Source organism: Rhodococcus sp. MSC1_016, from assembly GCF_023667485.2.
Classification (GTDB): domain Bacteria; phylum Actinomycetota; class Actinomycetes; order Mycobacteriales; family Mycobacteriaceae; genus Rhodococcus_F; species Rhodococcus_F oxybenzonivorans.
Window position 1 is genome coordinate 3272514 of the sequence record NZ_JAMOZI020000001.1, and the last position, 16997, is coordinate 3289510.

The window sequence follows — 16997 nt, forward strand, 5'->3', positions numbered from 1 at the left end:
CTTTTCTACTGAGATCGAACCGTACGACGCTGTCCTGATCGTTGCCGCCGCTCATGTCGCGGCGGCGACCACAAAGTCACGAAACAATAACGAATAGTCACGCAACGGTAACGGCGATCTCTGCGCCCTGCTGCGGCGCGCGAGCACCGATGCGAGAATCGCGGCATGTTCGTTCTCGCCCCTGACCAGTCCGTCGACAATCCTGACCGGTCCGTCGACCATGCTGAGGTGGGCGGACTGGCGGTCTCGCCGCACACGGCGGCCGTGCGACGCCTGGACAAAGGGGCGCTGGCCGCTCTCGAGGTGCAGCTGCGCGGGCCCGCGGACGGCCCACTCGCGACCCCCGAAGCACTGCGGACCGTGGCCCGGGCCATGAACGAGAAGCGCGAGCTCGACCATCTCACCTGGGACGTCGCCGGTACGGTCGCAGCGGACGGTGTTCCCGTACTGGTGCCGATCGACCTCGACTCCCTCCCCGGCCTGGAGAATCGCGCGGCTGATCCCGAGTGCCTGCGCCGAGAGATCGTCGTGGTCACCGCTGCGATATTCACTGCCGATCCGTCCCGCGCACTGCGGGCCGTCGCAGATGCACGCGGCCGCGGAAGGCTCATCGCCGTGGACGAGGTAGGCACCCACCCTGCAGCCATCGCACTGCTGTCGCTGATCGAGCCGGACATCATCCTCCTCGCGCCCGTCATGATCACGCGTCGCCCGGACTCGGACATCGCCCGCACCGCTCATGCGGTGGCTGCACGCGTGGAGAGTTCCGGCGCCGTGGTGGTCGCCACCGGAGTGGGCACCGAGGTTCAGCGCCGGCGTGCGCTCAGCCTGGGAGCGACGTACGGGGTCGGCGAGCATCTCGAGGACATCGAGTCGGCCCCGGCGTCGTGGCCGGCTTCCGCGACTGTCGAGCCTTTCCCGCCCGCGCCGACCTGGAACACTCCCGACCACGACTCGCGCTCACCACACGCCATCGCCTCCTCCGGGCGCACCGCTGTCCGCAGTCTCAAGCGACTCCTGGTGACCATGAGCACCACCCTCGAGACGCATGCCGCCGCCGCGGGGCCCGAAACCCTGGTGCTGGGCACCTTCCAGCGCGCCGAGCATTTCACCGACCGGACCCGCACCCGTTGGCAGAACATGGCGAGCCGGATCGCCTACGCGGGCGTGTACGGCGTCGGCATGGGTCACACGGTGGACGAGGGCATTCATCAGGCTCCCCTCGCGGCGGACGACGAGCTGGTGGAGGAGTGGAACGTCGTGGTTCTGGGCCCCCACTTCGGTTGCGTTCTCTCCGCCGTGGATCTTCACCGCGGAGAGGCAGATGCGGAACGCGAATTCGACTACGTCGTCTCCTACGACCGCTCGACGGTCGTGCGATGTGCGCGCGCCGTCCTCGACCGGTTCACCGCCGATCCGAGCAGCGCCGGGTAGAGCGGCCGGAGGTCGAGCGCCGCGTCGACATTTCCGCCGCCCGGCCATGGCGTCGTGCAGGACGCAGGTGAGATGCTGGAACTTGTCCGCCCGCCACGCCGGAGACTCGGAGTCGGCCCATGAGCATCCTCATTCAGGTTCTCGAGCAGGGATACGCACTCACCACCCCGTGGGAGCAGCGGAAGTATGCTTTCGTCGACGCAACGCACATCGTGACGATCCGCCTCGACGGGCAGTCCGGCGTCTGGCTCGACGGGATGAAACACGGTGAGGCGCATCAACTTGCCATCACGCCGGTCCCCAGCGAAGCCATCTTCTTCCTCCTCCGCACCCTCGACGTCCTGGCGGAGTGCCGAGAGAGTGGTGGGTCGTGGGTGATCGGGCACGACGGTGCCCACCTGTCCTCGATCGCCGCCGTGCAGTTACCCTTCGCCTGACGTGTCGGTGACCCACGCAATACTGCGGGTCGACGGTTCGGACACTCGTCGAGCGCCGGGGGGACGCAATGAGGGTTCTGTATGTCGTGCTGTGGGCTCTTGCGGTCAGTGGCTGCGGGGTATCGATCCTTGATCTGAGCGGGCCGGGCCCGGCGCCCGGCAGTCCGCCGCGCGAGCACATCGAACAGTTGCTGGCACAGGTCGAGACGGTCGAGTCCCGCCCGCACCCGGGTGGGTACCAACGCGGGTGCTCAGGCAAGGAACAGTGCGTCTTCGGTCCGGCGTGGACAGACGCCCAGAGCGCTCCAGCGGGGCACGACGGATGCGACACCCGCAACAACGTGCTGGCCACCGACCTGCGATCGGTGTCCTTCCGGGACGGCACCCAGGAGTGTGTCGTGCTGAGCGGAATCCTCGCCGACCCGTACTCCGGCGAGCTCGTCACCTTCGACCGCAGCGACGCCAAGGCCGTGCAGATCGACCACGTCTACCCGTTGGCCGCGGCCTGGGACATGGGTGCGTCCACGTGGCCACTGGAGCGCCGAATCCGGTTCGCCAACGACGTGATGTTCGAATTGCTGGCCGTCAACGGCGACGACAACCAGAACAAGGGAGACCAAACTCCGGGCGACTGGCTTCCGCCGAATCCCGCGTATCACTGTTTCTATGCGGGCAAGTATCTCAGCGTCGCCGTCGAGTACGGCCTTCCTGTCACCGTCGCCGACCGGAAGGCACTCGCCGACGTGGCGGAAAGGTGCCCGTGAGCTCCTCAGGACACCGTGAACGAGCGTGTGTGCCACCCGGTGGCGCCGCCTGGAATCGGCGGCGTCCGTTCCTCGACCTGTACGTTGCCGCTGAGGTCTGTCGCCCGCACTTGCAGTGTGTGCAGGCCCGGTGTCGCCTGCCATTCCCAGGTCCATTGACGCCAGGTGTCGATGGTGTATTGCTGTGCGAGCGTGGCCTTTTCCCATGGGCCGTTGTCTACCCGCACTTGCACCGCCTCGATTCCTCGGCGCTGCGCCCAGGCGGTTCCGGCGACGAGTACCGGACCCGGCACCAAGGGCGCGAAGGGAGCCGGCACGTCGATGCGGGAGGCGGTCTTGATCGGCGCCTTCTCGGCCCACCCCCGCTGCGTCCAGTACGCCTCGGCCGCGTCGAAGCGGGTGAACTCCCAATCCACCACCCATTTGGTGGCGGAGACGTAACCGTAGAGACCGGGCACCACCTGGCGCACGGGGTAGCCGTGCTCGAACGGCAAGGGCTCACCGTTCATCGCCACCGCGAGAATTGCGTCGCGCCCGTCGCGCAATGCTTCGATCGGGGTACCTGCGGTGAAGCCGTCGATACTCGTCGAGAGCAGCATGTCGGCCTCGGCACCGACGCCCACCTCGTCGAGGAGATCCCTGATCGGGTACCCGATCCAGGCGGCGTTGCCGGCGAGGACTCCCCCAACCTCGTTGGACACGCACGTCAACGTGATAATTCGTTCGACCGGGGTCCGTGCAACGAGGTCGTCCCACGTGAGGGTGAGTTCCCGATCCACCATTCCGTGGATGTGCAGCTCCCAGTTGTCCGTCGTCATCCGCGGGACCCGCAGCGCGGTGTCGATGCGGTAGAACTCGTCGTTCGCGGTGACGAACGGGGTGGCGCCCGGTACACCGATGTCGGTTCCCAGAGCGATCGGAGACGCCTTGTCCGCGACCGAGGGAATCGCGAAATTCCGACGGTTGTCGATGGCCCCGGCGATCTGCTGGCCCAGATACCGTCCGACAGCTCCCGCCGCCGCTGCCGCCGCAGCAGCAGTGGCCGCGAGCACCAGAAACTTTCGGCGGGGCAACCGCGAATCCGCACCATCGGCCCCTTCCGGCATCTGCGCCGCCGCCGTCAAGATGCGGAGTACGACGATTCCGGCCGCGACCCCTGCGAGCGTCGGCACCGCGTAGACCCACGAGGCGCTCGGGCGTTGTGTGGCGGCAAATACGCCGACAGCGCCCAGAATTCCGAGGATGGCACTACCGAAGGGGGCGCGCGGTCGCTCGACGATGCCTGCCACTGCGGCAAGCAACACGATCAGCAGTGTCATCCCCACGAAGAGCGCCGGCTTGTCGTTCGTTCCGAACGTCGAAATGGCGAACTCGCGCGCCCAGGCCGGACTGCGGTCGACCGTGGTGGAACCCACCGCATAGAAGGGCGAGCTGTTCTGGTCGATCAACACCGACACGAGTTCACCGACCGCGAGAACGACACCGGCGGCGATCACTCCCGCGAGTGCACGGGAGAACAGATGCCGTCGCCGCTCGGGCGCTCGTGCGGCGTGGGGCCGGTCACCGATCGTGGTAGTCATGCAGCCGTGCTCCTTAGTTGTGGTCACGGGGTATTCGGAGCCGGCAACACGCGCGGATGGGAGCCCACCACTAGTATTGCGCTGATGAACACGCTCGACAAAGACACCGTTCTCTGCATCTCGCTTTCCGGTCGACCGAGCAACATCGGCACCAGATTTCACAACTATCTCTACGGTGAGCTTGGTCTGAATTACGTCTACAAGGCGTTCACCACCACCGACCTGCCGGCCGCGGTCGGCGGGATTCGCGCACTCGGTATCCGCGGTGCCGGTATCTCGATGCCGTTCAAGGAGCAGGTGATCGACCACGTAGACGTCATGCACTCGTCGGCGTCGGTCATCGAGTCGGTGAACACCATTGTCAACGAGGACGGCGTGCTGCACGCCTACAACACCGACTATCAGGCAGTGGCAAACTTGCTGCGGGAGAACGCACTTCCACACTCGCTGTCCGTGGCCGTCGCAGGCAGCGGTGGGATGGCCAAGGCGGTGGTGGCAGCAGTACGCGACTTCGGGTTCACCGATGTCACCGTGGTGGCGAGAAACGCGGAGACGGGCGGCGCGCTCGCGAAGCAGTACGGCTTTTCGTGGCAATCCGAATTGGGTCACGCTCGTCCGGGCCTGCTGATCAACGCGACACCGATCGGGATGGCCGGTGGCGCCGAGGAGGACGCTTTGGCGTTCGAACTGGACGCGATCGAGGCGGCGGATGCGGTGTTCGACGTGGTGGCGATGCCCTCGACCACGCCGCTGATCAGAGCAGCGGCCGAACGCCACAAGACCGTGATCACCGGCGCCGAGGTGATCGCCTTGCAGGCGGCCGAGCAGTTCGTCCTCTACACCGGCGTCCGCCCCTCTCCGGAAGAGATCCGGCGGGCGTCGGAGTATTCGCGGTCGTGAAACAGGCGCGGGTCGCGGATCACCCGACCGCCGCGCGAAGCCTTTCCGCCATCTGCGCGTCGAACGCCACGAACACGACGCGCGGCACACCGCTGTCCGATCGGCGCACTGCACTGACGGCCTGACGGACGGCGTCGTCGGCCGGCCACCCGTAGACACCGGCCGAGATCAGCGGGAACGCAACCGATTCCGCGCCGAGGTCGGCCGCCACGCGCAAGCTGCTCAGATACGCGCCCCGCAGCAGGTGTGACCGATCCTCGGAAGACGAATACACCGGTCCGACGGTGTGGATCACCCACCGGGCCGGCAATCTCCCCGCCGTCGTGGCCACGGCCTCCCCTGCAGGCAGTCCGTCAGGCAGTGTCGTCGCCCGTAACTTCCTGCACTCGGCCAGGATGTCCGGTCCGCCTACACGGTGGATCGCTCCGTCCACGCCGCCGCCGCCGAGAAGGGCGGAGTTGGCCGCATTGACGATCGCGTCTACCGCCACCGTCGTGATGTCGCCCTGCACTACCTCGATGGTCGTCATCGCCCCATTATCTCCGGAAGTGCAGGGCCGTCCGCACGATCAATCCGGCGATCAGCGCCCAGAACGCCGAACCGATTCCGAGGACGCTGACCCCGGACGCCGCGATCAGAAAAGTGACGACAGCCCCTTCACGTTCGCGTATGTCGGCGAGCGCGGACGCGAGCGCACCACCCAGAGTCGCGAGGAGGGCGAGACCGGCCACCGTCTCCACGACGCCCACCGGAGCCGCCGCAATGAGCGCGGCCACAGCCGCCGAGCAGGCCGCGAGGACCAGATACGCCCAGCCTGCGGTGAAGGCCGCACGCCACCGTTTCCGGGGGTCGGGGTGGGCGGTGGGTGCCGCGGAGAGGGCGGCACTGATCGCCGCGAGGTTGATGGCGTGCCCACCGGCGGGTGCCCCCACCAGGGTTCCGATCCCCGTCACCAGCATCGCGGGCCGCCACGGGACCTCGTATCCGAAGGACTTCATCACTGCGGTGCCGGGAATGTTCTGCGACGCCATGGTCACGATGTACAGCGGCACGGCGATCCCGATCAATGCCTGCCAGGACCAAGTCGGTGTCGTCAGCACCAGCTCCGGCAGCAAGGCGTTGGCATCGAGTCCGACTTTCCCGACGACGAGGCTGACCGCGATCACCACACCCGCGGCGGCGAATGCTGCCGGGACCGCCCACCGTGTGGAATACCGCTGCAGAACCAGCCACACCAGCACGACCGGGGCGACGGCGAGCGGTGCGTCCCGTAGCGCGAGCACCGGGGCCAGGCACAGGGGCAGCAGCACCCCGGCCAGCATCGCCTGCGCCAACGCGGAAGGAATTGAGGCGATCACCCGCCCGAGCCGAGGCCACAACCCGGTGAGAAGGATCGCAACACCCACGATGGCGAACGCGCCCACCGCAGCGGGCCAGCCACCGCCCACGGTCCCGGCCCCGGCGAGGAGCGCGGCGCCGGGCGTCGACCAGGCGAGGGTGATCGGCATACGATAACGCCGCGACAACCACAGCATCCCCAGTGCCTGCGTCACACACAGTATGAGGAGGCCCGACGCCGCCTCGGCGGAATCCGCGCCGACCGCGGTCAAACCCGTGAGGACCACGGCGAAGGAACTGGTGAATCCCACCAAGGCCGTGACGATTCCCGCACTGACCGGCTGGGCGGCCGAAGAAGGCGAACGCACGTCGCTGTCGGGTACGGACATAGGACGCGATTCTGCCCGATGCGCGGCACGCCCGGCGGGGCTGCCCAGGGCACGGGAACCACGACGTTTAAGGTCGAGGCGATGACACACGACGACGTTCCCGCCTTGCCGACCGCCGACGACTTCCCGGTCCTCTGGCCGGTACCCACCCGCTGGGCAGACAACGACCACTACGGGCACGTCAACAACGTCACCTACTACTCGTACTTCGACACCGCGGTCAACGCCTGGCTGATCGCGGAAACGGGCACGGACATCCGGGAGTTGCCGGCGATCGGCGTCGTTGCCGAGACATCCTGCAAGTACCTCAGCGAACTGACCTTCCCGGACCGCCTCCAGGTGGGACTGTCGATAGAGCGGCTCGGCACTCGCAGCATCGTGTACGCGCTCGCCATCTTCCGGGAACGCGGCGAGGCCCTCGACGAACGCGACAAGGCCCTCGACCTGGCGGCTCTCGGCCGATTCGTCCACGTGTACGTCGACGCGAAGACACGCAAGCCGGTGCCCATCCCACCCGACATTCTCAGTGCGGCAGAGCTATTGGTGGTGCCGGGCACGAAGTGAGCGCCCGGCACCACTGAGCAGCGCCTCGGTTCAGCGCAGGCCCTCGGCCTCCGCCGTGGCCACCGCCCGGGCGATGATGCCGTCGATCAGCTTGACCGTGGGCGCACCTGTCTCGGCCTGGTTTCGTGGATCGTCCGTCACCCGGCGCAGGACGCCTTCGGCGATGATCGCCAGTTTCCACAGTGCCAGCACGTGCCAATAACCCACGTGCGTGACGTCGCGCTCGGTTTCCTGGGTGTACGCCTCCACGAGTTCGGCCCTCGTCGGGAAACCCTCCAGCGTGGAAGCAGGGAAGGGTCCGGCATCCTCGTCACCGGCCTCCGGCCAATAGGCCAGAAGTGCACCGACGTCAGCCAGCGGATCTCCGAGGGTGCAGAGTTCCCAGTCCACCACGGCGAGCACCTCGCCCTCCTCGGGCGACGTGATGACATTGCTCAAATGGAAGTCACCGTGCACGAGCGACAGTTCCTTCTGCTCGGGCATGTTGCGCTGGAGAATGTCCGCCAGCTGCTCGACCTCCGGGACATCCCGGGTACGGGACTTTTCCCACTGGTCTGCCCAACGCTTCAATTGCCTTGCCGCATAGGGCTTGTGGCTCGCCAGGTCCTCGAGCCCGGTGTCCGCCAGGTCGACGGCGTGAATCTTCGCGAGCGCGCGCGCCATCGCGAGCCCGACACCGCGCCTCTGCTCGGGTGTCAATTTCTTGGCGACCCCGATGCTGTCGATCACCACGCCGGCCACGTAACTCATCAACACGAGTGGGGCGTCGGTCACCTCGGGATCTTCGGTGAGTCCGAGAATTTTCGGCACCGGCACGTCCGAGCCCTGCAGCGAGGACAGGATTCGATGTTCCCGGACCACGTCGTGCGCCGAGGCGAGCAGGTTTCCGAGCGGCGGACGCCGAAGCACCCATCGGCCGCCACCTGCATCACTGACCGCATACGTGAGGTTCGACTGACCGTTTCCGATCCGTTCGAAGCTCAGCGGTGCGATCGCTCCTACACCGAGTCCGGCAATCCACGCGGAGACGGCATCTTCGTTCAACCCCACAGCATTCACGCGCTCGATGCTAACCGCTCGGGAGCCTGGTGCGTTGGGAACCGTGACGCACCGGCGGTAACGGTGAGGTGGATTCGGTCCGAGACCTCCACGCCGGACGGATCCTCGGATCACCACTCCATAACAGTTCAGCTTCGGCGGCGTCCGGACTGGTCATAAGACGCAGTACGACTCCTCCGCGGGCCCGTCGACTGGGCAATGTGCTCTACCGAAATGCGACCACTTGCGCAGTTCGCGTTCCCGTGGATGCTGTGAAGTAGGACACATACACGTCCTGAACGCAGCGCACGTCTCCCGCGAACTCACAAGGTCTCCGGGACTCGACACAGCGAGGTGAGTCCGATGGTCGACAAGATTGCCTATCCGGTCCAGCTCCTACAGCCGGACGGCCGACGGGTCCTACGGCCCGAGTACACGAACCTGGTGCGCGATATCGGTCCGGACGAATTGCGCGGACTGTACGAAGATCTGGTTGTCACGCGCCGCATCGACGTGGAAGCCACTGCTCTGCAACGACAAGGCGAACTCGGCCTGTGGGCGCCCATGCTCGGCCAGGAGGCAGCGCAGGTCGGTTCGGCCCGAGCCCTCCGCCCCGACGACTACGCCTTCGTCAGCTACCGCGAGCATGCCGTCGCCTATTGCCGCGGCGTCGACCCCGCAGAAATGACCCGGATGTGGCGGGGAACCGCCCATTCGGGCTGGGATCCACACGCGGTGAAGGTCACCAACCCGGCCATCGTCGTCGGATCTCAAGGACTGCACGCCACCGGATACGCAATGGGCGCCCACCTCGACGGTGCCGAGATCGCGACCATCGCCTACTTCGGTGACGGTGCCACCAGCCAGGGAGATATCGCCGAGGCACTGGGCTTCTCGATGAGTTTCAACGCCCCGGTCGTGTTCTTCTGCCAGAACAATCAATGGGCGATCAGCGAACCGGTGCACCTGCAGAGTCCCGTTCCGATCGCCCAGCGTGCCGCCGGCTACGGGATGCCGGCCGTCCGGGTGGACGGCAACGATGTCCTCGCCGTCCTCGCCGTCACCCGCCAGGCCACACAGCGCGCACGCGAGGGGAGCGGCCCCACCTTCATCGAAGCCATCACCTACCGGATGGGTCCCCACACGACCTCCGACGACCCCACGCGGTACCGATCTTCGGCGGAGACCGCGGAATGGAAGGCCCGCGATCCGATCGACCGCATGCACCGCCTGCTCGACCGGGAAGGCCTGCTCGACGAGGCGTTCCTGACCCGGGTTCGGACCACCGCCGACGAGATCGCCGCGCGACTCCGGTCGGGGGCCGTGGGCGCACCCACGCCGCCGCCGCTCAGCGTGTTCGATCACGTCTATGCCAGCGAACATCCGCTCCTCGAGGAGGAGCGCGCCGAGTACGCCGCGTACCTCGCAGCGGTCACCGACACCGAGGAGGCACTGTCATGAGCACCACCAGAATGTCGCTCGGTGCGGCTGTGGGAGCGGGTCTGCGGCGCGCACTCGAACGGGACCGCAAGGTCGTGATCATGGGTGAGGACGTCGGACGCCTCGGTGGCGTCTTCCGGGTCACCGACACCCTGCAGAAGGATTTCGGCGACAACCGCGTGATCGACACCCCGCTCGCCGAATCAGGGATCATCGGTGCGGCCTTCGGTATGGCGCTGCGCGGATACCGGCCCGTGTGCGAGATCCAGTTCGACGGCTTCGTGTACCCGGCCTTCGACCAGATCGTCTCGCAGGTCGCGAAAATTCACTACCGCACGGAGGGAAAGGTCACGGCGCCCCTGACCATCCGGATTCCCTACGGCGGTGGAATCGGGGCCGTCGAACATCACTCGGAGTCCCCCGAGGCCTACTTCGCGCATACCGCCGGACTGCGGGTGGTCACCCCGAGCAACCCCGGTGACGCCTTCCAAATGATCCAGCAGTCGATCGCGTCGGACGACCCGGTGGTGTTCTTCGAACCGAAGCGGCGGTATTGGGACACAGCAGAATTCGATGTGGACGCCGCACCCGACCTGTCGTTGCACAGCGCGCGTGTACTGCGCGAGGGCTCGGACGCCACGATAGTCACCTATGGTTCCGTCGTACCGACGGCGTTGTCGGCTGCGGCCATCGCCGAGCAGGAGGGCAACTCCCTCGAAGTGATCGACCTGCGGTCCCTCTCCCCGATCGATTTCCCCACCGTCGAACGGTCGGTCCGCAAAACCGGCCGACTCGTCGTGGCACACGAGGCATCGACGTTCCTCGGCCTCGGCGCCGAGGTGGCCGCCCGGATATCGGAGCGGTGCTTCTACCAGCTCGAGGCCCCGGTTCTGCGCGTCGGCGGTTTCGACATTCCCTACCCCCCGGCGAAGCTGGAACGTCACCACCTTCCCGACGCCGATCGCCTGCTCGACGCCGTGGATCGCAGCCTCGCGGCCTGACCGGCTCCGCCCGAAGGAGAGGCCCGAAGGAGAGGAGTGTCCGTTGGCGCAGGAATTCCGCCTGCCCGACCTCGGCGAGGGGTTGACCGAGGCCGAGTTGGTGTCGTGGTCCGTCGAGGTCGGCCAGAGCGTCGAACTGAATCAAGTCATCGCCGAGGTCGAGACTGCCAAAGCCTTGGTCGAACTACCGTCGCCCTACGCAGGTGTCGTGGAGGAGCTGTTGATTCCCGCCGGGGCCACCGTGCCGGTGGGCACACCGCTCATCAGGATCGCGACCGACTCGGCGTCGGACACGCCACCTACGCGGACTCCAGTGCTGGTCGGGTACGGACCAGAGGCCGCCGCCCAGAGCAGGCGTGGACGCCCACGCGCGGCCGCGACGCCGGAGGGCACCGCACCGCCCGAACGCGTGCGTCCCGACGCCTCGCCGGCCGCCCGGCTGGCAGCACGCGAGCGCGGGATCGACCTCACCGTTGTCCCGGGCACGGGTCCGTCCGGGGCCGTCACCCGGCACGACGTCGAGGAGTACGCCGGTTCCGCCGCACCGCGCGTGGCGGCCGGGCCGAGCGAGCGAGAGACTCGCACCCCTGTGCGGGGCGTGCGGAAGCAGACGGCCGCAGCCATGGTCCGCAGTGCGTTCACCGCGCCCCACGTCACAGAATTCGTCACCGTCGACGTCACGCGTTCGGTCGAACTCCTCGAACATCTCCGTGGCCGGCGGGAATTCGAGGGACTATCGGTGACTCCCCTCAGCATTGCCGCGAAGGCGATGATCGTTGCCCTACGAGAGCACCCCGATCTCAACGCCTCCTGGGACGAAGAGCACCAGGAGATCGTCGTCAAGCACTACGTCGACCTCGGCATCGCCGTGGCCACTCCGCGTGGTCTCGTCGTCCCCCACGTGAGAGAAGCGCAGTCGCTGAGCCTGCTCGAACTCTGCCGGGCGATCACCGAACTGACCGCCATCGCGCGTAGCGGTAAAGCCGATCCCGCTCAGCTCACCGGCGGCACCGTCTCGCTCACCAACGTCGGTGTCTTCGGTGTCGACACAGGCACACCCATCATCAACCCCGGCGAATCCGCGATCGTGTGCCTGGGCAGCGTCTCCCAGCGGCCGTGGGTACACGAGGGCGAGCTCGCCGTCCGCTGGGTCACCACGCTGAGTGTGTCCTTCGATCACCGCGTCGTCGACGGCGATCAGGGGTCGAAGTTCCTGTCGTCCGTCGCCGCGATGCTGCACGACCCGGTAGCGCTGCTCGCACAACTGTGAGGCTGGGTACGTTGGCCCCGTGAGTACTTCTCAACCGCCCGCGGTGAACAAGCGCGCACGGGTACCCGAACCGCTCAGATCCGCCCGGTCGGCGATCTTCGCGATCTTCGGGATCAACGGGTTCCTCCTCGGGATGTGGGTGGTGCACATTCCCGCGATCGAGGACCGTACCGGCATCAGCCACTCAACGCTCGGATCTCTGCTCCTCCTTCTCGCGATCGGCGCCATCTTCGGCATGCAACTCACCGGACCCCTCGCCGACCGGTTCGGAAGCAGGCGGACCGTGATCGCCGCCGGGCTCACACTGTCGGTCGCCACGATCGGCCCCGGACTGGCCACCGAGGCGTGGCAGCTGGGTCTCACACTTCTCGTCTTCGGGTTCGCCAACGGGGCCCTCGACGTGTCGATGAACTCGCAGGCCGTCGAGGTGGAACAGCGCTATCGGCGGCCCATCATGTCCGCCTTCCACGCTCTCTTCTCCGTCGGCGGGGTCGTGGGATCGCTCGTCGGCGCCGCGACACTCGCCGCCGACTGGACACCCGCCGCGGCACTCCTGGTCGCCGGGGGTGTCGGGATCGCGGTCGTCGGCGCGAGTGCGCGGTGGCTCATGCAGGATCGGCCGCGCACCGCGCAGACGGACGGATCCGCCGAGAAGGCACACGGACGACTGTCGGCGCGAGTCCTGGGGCTCGGCGGCATCGCGTTCGTGCTCATGCTCGCCGAAGGCGCCGCCAACGACTGGAGCGCACTGCAAGTCAAGGAGCACCTCGCCACCTCCGACTCGGTCGCCGCCCTCGCCTTCGGTGCCTTCTCGGTGATGATGACCGTAGGACGGTTCACCGCCGACCGCGTCGGTGGTGCAGTGGGGCCCGTCGCCGTCGTCCGCTACGGCGCACTGCTCGCCGGCGGCGGAATGGCGCTCGTGCTGGTGTCCGGCGCACTCCCGCTTACGGTCTTCGGTTGGGCGCTGTTCGGCCTGGGACTGTCCGGTGGAGTCCCCCAGATCTTCACCGCCGCCGGAAACCTCGGCTCAGGATCCGCGGGCACCAACATGTCCCGCGTCGTCGGACTCGGATACGTGGGATTCCTCGCAGGCCCGGCCGCCATCGGCTGGATCACTCAGGTGATTCCCCTCACAACGGCGATGGTGGTGCCGCTGGGATGTGTGTTGATCGCCGCAGCGTGTGCCGGTGCGGTCCGGCGAACGCCCCACTCCGTACACCGGGATCACAGCGCACTCTCATAGTTCGTTCAGCGTGGATTGGCATGCTGGAGACCGTGACCGAATCGAACAGCACGCTGCGCCGCAGCGTTCACCGTCTTGCCCTATCGGCGGCAGGTGTGGTGTTGCTGTGCGCGCTGTATCTCGTCAAACCCGCCTCGACAGCGCTCTCGTTCCCGGAGCCGTTACGGTCCATCGCGGACCAGGTGATCAGTGTCGTCGACGTCAACTCCGTATTGGTCGCGACCGTCGTCCTCGCGGTGGTCGCGACGGTGCGGAAACTGTCGTACGGAATCGGCGCGATCCTGTTGCTCTGTCTCGGCGCGAACCTCACCAGCGCCGCCGTCCGGGCGTGGGCGTCGGATGCACCCACCGTTCTGCTGCCCAGCGGCCATGTCGTCGCCGTCGCCGCCCTGTACGGCTCGGCGATCCTCGTGTCGGCGCCCCGATTTCGGCCCGTGGTCGCTGGACTGGGCTTCGCTCTGATCCTCGGCGTCGCAGGGGCCGCAGCCCTCGTCGAACCGATCAGCGTCTACGCGCTCGTCGCGAGCCTTGTGGTGGCGTCGATCTGGTGGGCGCTGGCGTCGATACTGATGCTGTACTCCCCCGTCGCCGCGGAGCGTGAGGCGCTTCGGCCCGACACCGCGGCTATTGTCTTCTCCCGCCACCGCTAGGCGGCTCCGCCGCTCGTGCGCCTTTCTGGTAGCAGCAGCAACCAGAAAGGCGCACGAGCCCGGAGGGCCTACAGGGCTTTGAGTTCCTCGGTGACGTCGGCGACGGATTTCTTCGCGTCGCCGAAGAGCATGGAGGTGGTGTCGGCGAAGAACAGCGGGTTGTCGATACCGGCGAACCCGGAGTTCATCGACCGCTTGAGCACGATCACCGACTTCGACTGATCCACATTCAGGATGGGCATCCCGTGGATCGGCGAGGACGGGTCGTTGCGGGCGGCCGGGTTGGTGACATCATTCGCCCCGATCACCAGGGTGACATCGGTCCGAGCGAACTCGTCGTTGATGTCGTCCATTTCCTTCATCGCGTCGTACTCGACATCGGCCTCGGCGAGCAGCACGTTCATGTGCCCGGGCATCCGGCCGGCGACCGGGTGGATGGCGTACTTGACCTCGACGCCCTTCGACTCGAGGAGCTTGGCCATGTCCTTGACCGCGTGCTGGGCCTGCGCGACGGCCAACCCGTAGCCGGGGACCACGATCACCTGATTGGCGTAGGCCATCTGGATCGCCGCGTCCGCCGCCGAGGTCGACTTCGCCGTCTTCACCGTGCCGTCGTCGGCGACCGCGGCAGCCCCGCCGCCACCGAACCCGCCGGCCACGATCGCCGGGATGGACCGGTTCATCGCCTTCGCCATCAGGTTCGTCAGGATCGAACCCGACGCGCCGACGATCATGCCGGCCACGATCATCGCCTGATTGTTCAGGGCCAGACCCGCGGCGGCAGCGGACAGACCGGTGAGCGCGTTGAGCAGCGAGATGACCACGGGCATGTCGGCGCCGCCGATCGGCAGCACCACCATCAACCCCAAGATCGCGGCGAGGACGAGGACTCCGACGATCCACCACCCGCTGGTGGGCCCGGTCGGGTCGATCGCCTTGATCCCGATGATCACCGCGAGCGCGACCGCGCCGATCAGCAACAAAGCGTTCAGCGGCTGCTGCAACCGGCCGATGCCGATCGGGCGGCCGGGCAGGGTTTCCTGCAGCTTGAGGAACGCGATCACCGATCCCCAGAAGGAGATCGATCCGATGATCGCCGCGAACAGCGAGGCGATCACGATGTGCACGGTCGGCGACTCACCATGCTGAAAGGCGGTGAACCCGTCCGAGTCGAGGAATTCGGCGTAGGCGATCAGGGCGACGGTGCCGCCGCCGACCCCGTTGAACAACGCCACCAGCTGCGGCATCGCCGTCATCTTCGTCCGCAACGCCGGCGGCACACCGAGGACCACACCGATCACCAGACCGGCGACGATGAGCACCCAGTTGGAGGTGTCCCGGATCGCGATCAGGGTGGCGACCACGGCGACACCCATGCCGACCGCGGCGATCTGGTTACCGCGGACCGCGGTCTTCGGCCCGGTCAAACCCATCAGACCGTAGATGAACATCGAGAACGCCACGATGTACAACACGTTGACCATATATCCCATTACTTGTCCCCACCCTTCTCAGCGACAGCAGCGGCGGGAGAAGCGGGCTTGGACTTGAACATGCCCAGCATCCGGTCGGTCACCACGAAACCACCGACCACGTTGATCGTTCCGAACACCAACGCCACGAACAAGATCACCTGCAGACCCCACGGCGGATTGTCGACCTTGCCCAACACCACCAACGCACCCAACACCACGATGCCGTGGATCGCGTTCGTCCCCGACATCAGCGGGGTATGCAACGTGTTCGGGACCTTCGAGATCACCGCGAACCCCACGAACCCGGACAACACCAGGATCGCGATGTTCGCCAACAATTCGGTATACATCTAGGACACACCCTCCTCACGGGTGACGCAGGACGCGGCAAGGACTTCGTCCGAGAAATCGGGGGCCAACCGGCCTTCGACCAACATCAACTCGAGCAGCGCGGAGATGTTCTTCGAGTACAGCTCCGAGGCGTGCTCGGGCATCGACGCGGGCAGGTTCAGCGGCGAGCAGATCGTCACCCCGTGCTTGACCACGGTCTGACCGGGTTCGGTGAGCTCGCAGTTACCGCCGGTCTCTCCGGCCAGGTCGACCACCACGGAGCCGGGTTTCATGCCCTCCACCGCGGCGGCGGTCACCAACCGGGGGGCCGGACGTCCCGGCACCAGGGCGGTGGTGATGACGACGTCGAAGCCCTTGATCGCGTCCTCGAGCGCCTGCTGCTGCTGCGCGCGCTCAGCTTCGGTGAGTTCACGGGCGTACCCCCCTTCACCGGCGGCGTCGATCCCCAGATCGAGCCACTGCGCACCGACCGAGCGAACCTGATCGGCCACCTCCGGGCGCACGTCGTAGCCGGTGGCCCGGCCACCGAGCCGCTTCGCCGTCGCCAATGCCTGCAGGCCGGCGACACCGACACCGAGCACCAGCACGGTCGCGGGTTTGACGGTGCCGGCCGCGGTGGTGAGCATCGGGAAGAACCGAGTCGACTCCGACGCCGCGAGCAGCACCGCCTTGTATCCGGCCACGTTCGCCTGCGAGGAGAGCGCGTCCATCACCTGGGCGCGGGAAATCCGCGGGATCGCCTCGACCGCGAACGCCTGCACCCCCGCCGACTTCAGCGCGGCGACCTGGTTGTCCTGATTGCGGGGGGCGAGGAACCCGATCAACGTCTGCCCGGCATGCAGCCGGCCCACTTCCTCGTCCGACGGCGGCGCGACCTTCACGATCACGTCCGCCGACCACGGATCGCCGATCTTGGCGCCCGCCCCGACGTACAATTCGTCCGGGATCAAGGCGCCCAATCCGGCACCCGACTCGACCACCACATCGACACCCTTACCCGTCAATGCGGCCACGATCTTCGGCACCAGCGCTACCCGACGTTCGCCCTCGTTCGACTCACGAGGAACGCCAACCGTCGGGCGCGGCTGCGCCGCGCTCTGCGATGTATCCATTTATCGAC

At 67.0% G+C, this 16997-nt stretch carries 17 protein-coding genes; 10 read left to right on the plus strand and 7 right to left on the minus strand.

Going from position 1 to position 16997, the window contains the following annotated elements:
• The first annotated feature begins 165 nt into the window (after positions 1-165).
• From L1080_RS15110 to L1080_RS15120, 3 genes are all read left to right on the plus strand, one after another.
• Positions 166-1434 (plus strand): DICT sensory domain-containing protein, encoded by a 1269-nt coding sequence (locus L1080_RS15110; RefSeq protein WP_250770207.1) that lies wholly within the window; start codon positions 166-168, stop codon positions 1432-1434.
• 119 nt (positions 1435-1553) lie between these two features.
• A complete protein-coding gene (locus tag L1080_RS15115) occupies positions 1554-1871 on the plus strand; it encodes a hypothetical protein (protein ID WP_159921106.1) in 318 nt (105 codons plus the stop codon).
• Between the two features lie 68 nt (positions 1872-1939).
• On the plus strand, positions 1940-2635 hold the full coding sequence (locus L1080_RS15120; protein ID WP_159921104.1) for an HNH endonuclease family protein: 696 nt from the start codon (positions 1940-1942) through the stop codon (positions 2633-2635).
• A gap of 5 nt (positions 2636-2640) precedes the next feature.
• On the opposite strand, the gene L1080_RS15125 is transcribed toward L1080_RS15120, so the two are convergent.
• The gene (locus L1080_RS15125; RefSeq protein WP_250770209.1) at positions 2641-4215 is read right to left on the minus strand and encodes a molybdopterin-dependent oxidoreductase; all 1575 of its coding nucleotides are present in this window, start codon (positions 4213-4215) and stop codon (positions 2641-2643) included.
• Positions 4216-4299: 84 nt separating this feature from the next.
• Here L1080_RS15125 and L1080_RS15130 point away from each other — a divergent pair, with 84 nt between their 5' ends.
• Entirely contained in the window at positions 4300-5115 is an 816-nt protein-coding gene (locus tag L1080_RS15130) for a shikimate 5-dehydrogenase (RefSeq protein ID WP_250770211.1), read from the plus strand.
• Positions 5116-5134: 19 nt separating this feature from the next.
• Here L1080_RS15130 and L1080_RS15135 read toward each other — a convergent pair whose 3' ends face one another.
• Together L1080_RS15135 and L1080_RS15140 are read right to left on the minus strand one after the other, a co-directional pair.
• On the minus strand, positions 5135-5644 hold the full coding sequence (locus tag L1080_RS15135) for an O-acetyl-ADP-ribose deacetylase (RefSeq protein WP_109328598.1): 510 nt from the start codon (positions 5642-5644) through the stop codon (positions 5135-5137).
• 7 nt (positions 5645-5651) lie between these two features.
• Entirely contained in the window at positions 5652-6842 is a 1191-nt protein-coding gene (locus L1080_RS15140; RefSeq protein WP_250770214.1) for a benzoate/H(+) symporter BenE family transporter, read from the minus strand.
• A gap of 81 nt (positions 6843-6923) precedes the next feature.
• Here L1080_RS15140 and L1080_RS15145 point away from each other — a divergent pair, with 81 nt between their 5' ends.
• On the plus strand, positions 6924-7406 hold the full coding sequence (locus L1080_RS15145; RefSeq protein ID WP_250770216.1) for an acyl-CoA thioesterase: 483 nt from the start codon (positions 6924-6926) through the stop codon (positions 7404-7406).
• Positions 7407-7436: 30 nt separating this feature from the next.
• Here L1080_RS15145 and L1080_RS15150 read toward each other — a convergent pair whose 3' ends face one another.
• Positions 7437-8465, minus strand: coding sequence for a phosphotransferase family protein (locus tag L1080_RS15150; protein ID WP_250770218.1), 1029 nt, complete (start codon positions 8463-8465; stop codon positions 7437-7439).
• 342 nt (positions 8466-8807) lie between these two features.
• Between L1080_RS15150 and pdhA the strand changes: the two genes are divergently transcribed.
• Genes pdhA through L1080_RS15175 form a run of 5 tightly spaced genes read left to right on the plus strand, consistent with a single transcriptional unit; the run spans position 8808 to position 14051 of the window.
• Entirely contained in the window at positions 8808-9905 is a 1098-nt protein-coding gene (gene pdhA / locus L1080_RS15155) for a pyruvate dehydrogenase (acetyl-transferring) E1 component subunit alpha (RefSeq protein ID WP_250770220.1), read from the plus strand.
• On the plus strand, positions 9902-10885 hold the full coding sequence (locus L1080_RS15160) for an alpha-ketoacid dehydrogenase subunit beta (RefSeq protein WP_250770223.1): 984 nt from the start codon (positions 9902-9904) through the stop codon (positions 10883-10885). The genes pdhA and L1080_RS15160 overlap by 4 nt, the downstream gene beginning before the upstream one ends.
• Before the next feature lie 43 nt (positions 10886-10928).
• On the plus strand, positions 10929-12155 hold the full coding sequence (locus L1080_RS15165) for a dihydrolipoamide acetyltransferase family protein (RefSeq protein ID WP_250770226.1): 1227 nt from the start codon (positions 10929-10931) through the stop codon (positions 12153-12155).
• A gap of 19 nt (positions 12156-12174) precedes the next feature.
• On the plus strand, positions 12175-13401 hold the full coding sequence (locus L1080_RS15170; protein WP_250770229.1) for an MFS transporter: 1227 nt from the start codon (positions 12175-12177) through the stop codon (positions 13399-13401).
• 32 nt (positions 13402-13433) lie between these two features.
• Positions 13434-14051 (plus strand): hypothetical protein, encoded by a 618-nt coding sequence (locus L1080_RS15175; RefSeq protein ID WP_250770232.1) that lies wholly within the window; start codon positions 13434-13436, stop codon positions 14049-14051.
• Between the two features lie 68 nt (positions 14052-14119).
• Here L1080_RS15175 and L1080_RS15180 read toward each other — a convergent pair whose 3' ends face one another.
• The 3 genes from L1080_RS15180 to L1080_RS15190 are packed head-to-tail and all read right to left on the minus strand — an operon-like array spanning position 14120 to position 16989.
• Complete coding sequence (locus L1080_RS15180) at positions 14120-15544, minus strand: NAD(P)(+) transhydrogenase (Re/Si-specific) subunit beta (RefSeq protein WP_250770236.1); 1425 nt, start codon at positions 15542-15544, stop codon at positions 14120-14122.
• Positions 15544-15876, minus strand: coding sequence for an NAD(P) transhydrogenase subunit alpha part 2 (locus L1080_RS15185; RefSeq protein WP_109328582.1), 333 nt, complete (start codon positions 15874-15876; stop codon positions 15544-15546). Before L1080_RS15185 ends, L1080_RS15180 begins: the two co-directional genes overlap by 1 nt.
• Positions 15877-16989, minus strand: coding sequence for a Re/Si-specific NAD(P)(+) transhydrogenase subunit alpha (locus L1080_RS15190; protein ID WP_159921076.1), 1113 nt, complete (start codon positions 16987-16989; stop codon positions 15877-15879).
• Between the last annotated feature and the right edge of the window lie 8 nt (positions 16990-16997).

Bases quoted from the DNA above. Each gene is read 5' to 3' on its own strand.
- L1080_RS15130 (WP_250770211.1), top strand. From the start codon at position 4,300: ATGAACACGCTCGACAAAGACACCGTTCTCTGCATCTCGCTTTCCGGT.
- L1080_RS15125 (WP_250770209.1), bottom strand. From the start codon at position 4,215: ATGACTACCACGATCGGTGACCGGCCCCACGCCGCACGAGCGCCCGAG.
- L1080_RS15135 (WP_109328598.1), bottom strand. From the start codon at position 5,644: ATGACGACCATCGAGGTAGTGCAGGGCGACATCACGACGGTGGCGGTA.
- L1080_RS15160 (WP_250770223.1), top strand. From the start codon at position 9,902: ATGAGCACCACCAGAATGTCGCTCGGTGCGGCTGTGGGAGCGGGTCTG.
- L1080_RS15180 (WP_250770236.1), bottom strand. From the start codon at position 15,544: ATGGGATATATGGTCAACGTGTTGTACATCGTGGCGTTCTCGATGTTC.
- L1080_RS15120 (WP_159921104.1), top strand. From the start codon at position 1,940: ATGAGGGTTCTGTATGTCGTGCTGTGGGCTCTTGCGGTCAGTGGCTGC.
- L1080_RS15110 (WP_250770207.1), top strand. From the start codon at position 166: ATGTTCGTTCTCGCCCCTGACCAGTCCGTCGACAATCCTGACCGGTCC.
- L1080_RS15190 (WP_159921076.1), bottom strand. From the start codon at position 16,989: ATGGATACATCGCAGAGCGCGGCGCAGCCGCGCCCGACGGTTGGCGTT.
- L1080_RS15115 (WP_159921106.1), top strand. From the start codon at position 1,554: ATGAGCATCCTCATTCAGGTTCTCGAGCAGGGATACGCACTCACCACC.
- pdhA (WP_250770220.1), top strand. From the start codon at position 8,808: ATGGTCGACAAGATTGCCTATCCGGTCCAGCTCCTACAGCCGGACGGC.
- L1080_RS15145 (WP_250770216.1), top strand. From the start codon at position 6,924: ATGACACACGACGACGTTCCCGCCTTGCCGACCGCCGACGACTTCCCG.
- L1080_RS15185 (WP_109328582.1), bottom strand. From the start codon at position 15,876: ATGTATACCGAATTGTTGGCGAACATCGCGATCCTGGTGTTGTCCGGG.
- L1080_RS15140 (WP_250770214.1), bottom strand. From the start codon at position 6,842: ATGTCCGTACCCGACAGCGACGTGCGTTCGCCTTCTTCGGCCGCCCAG.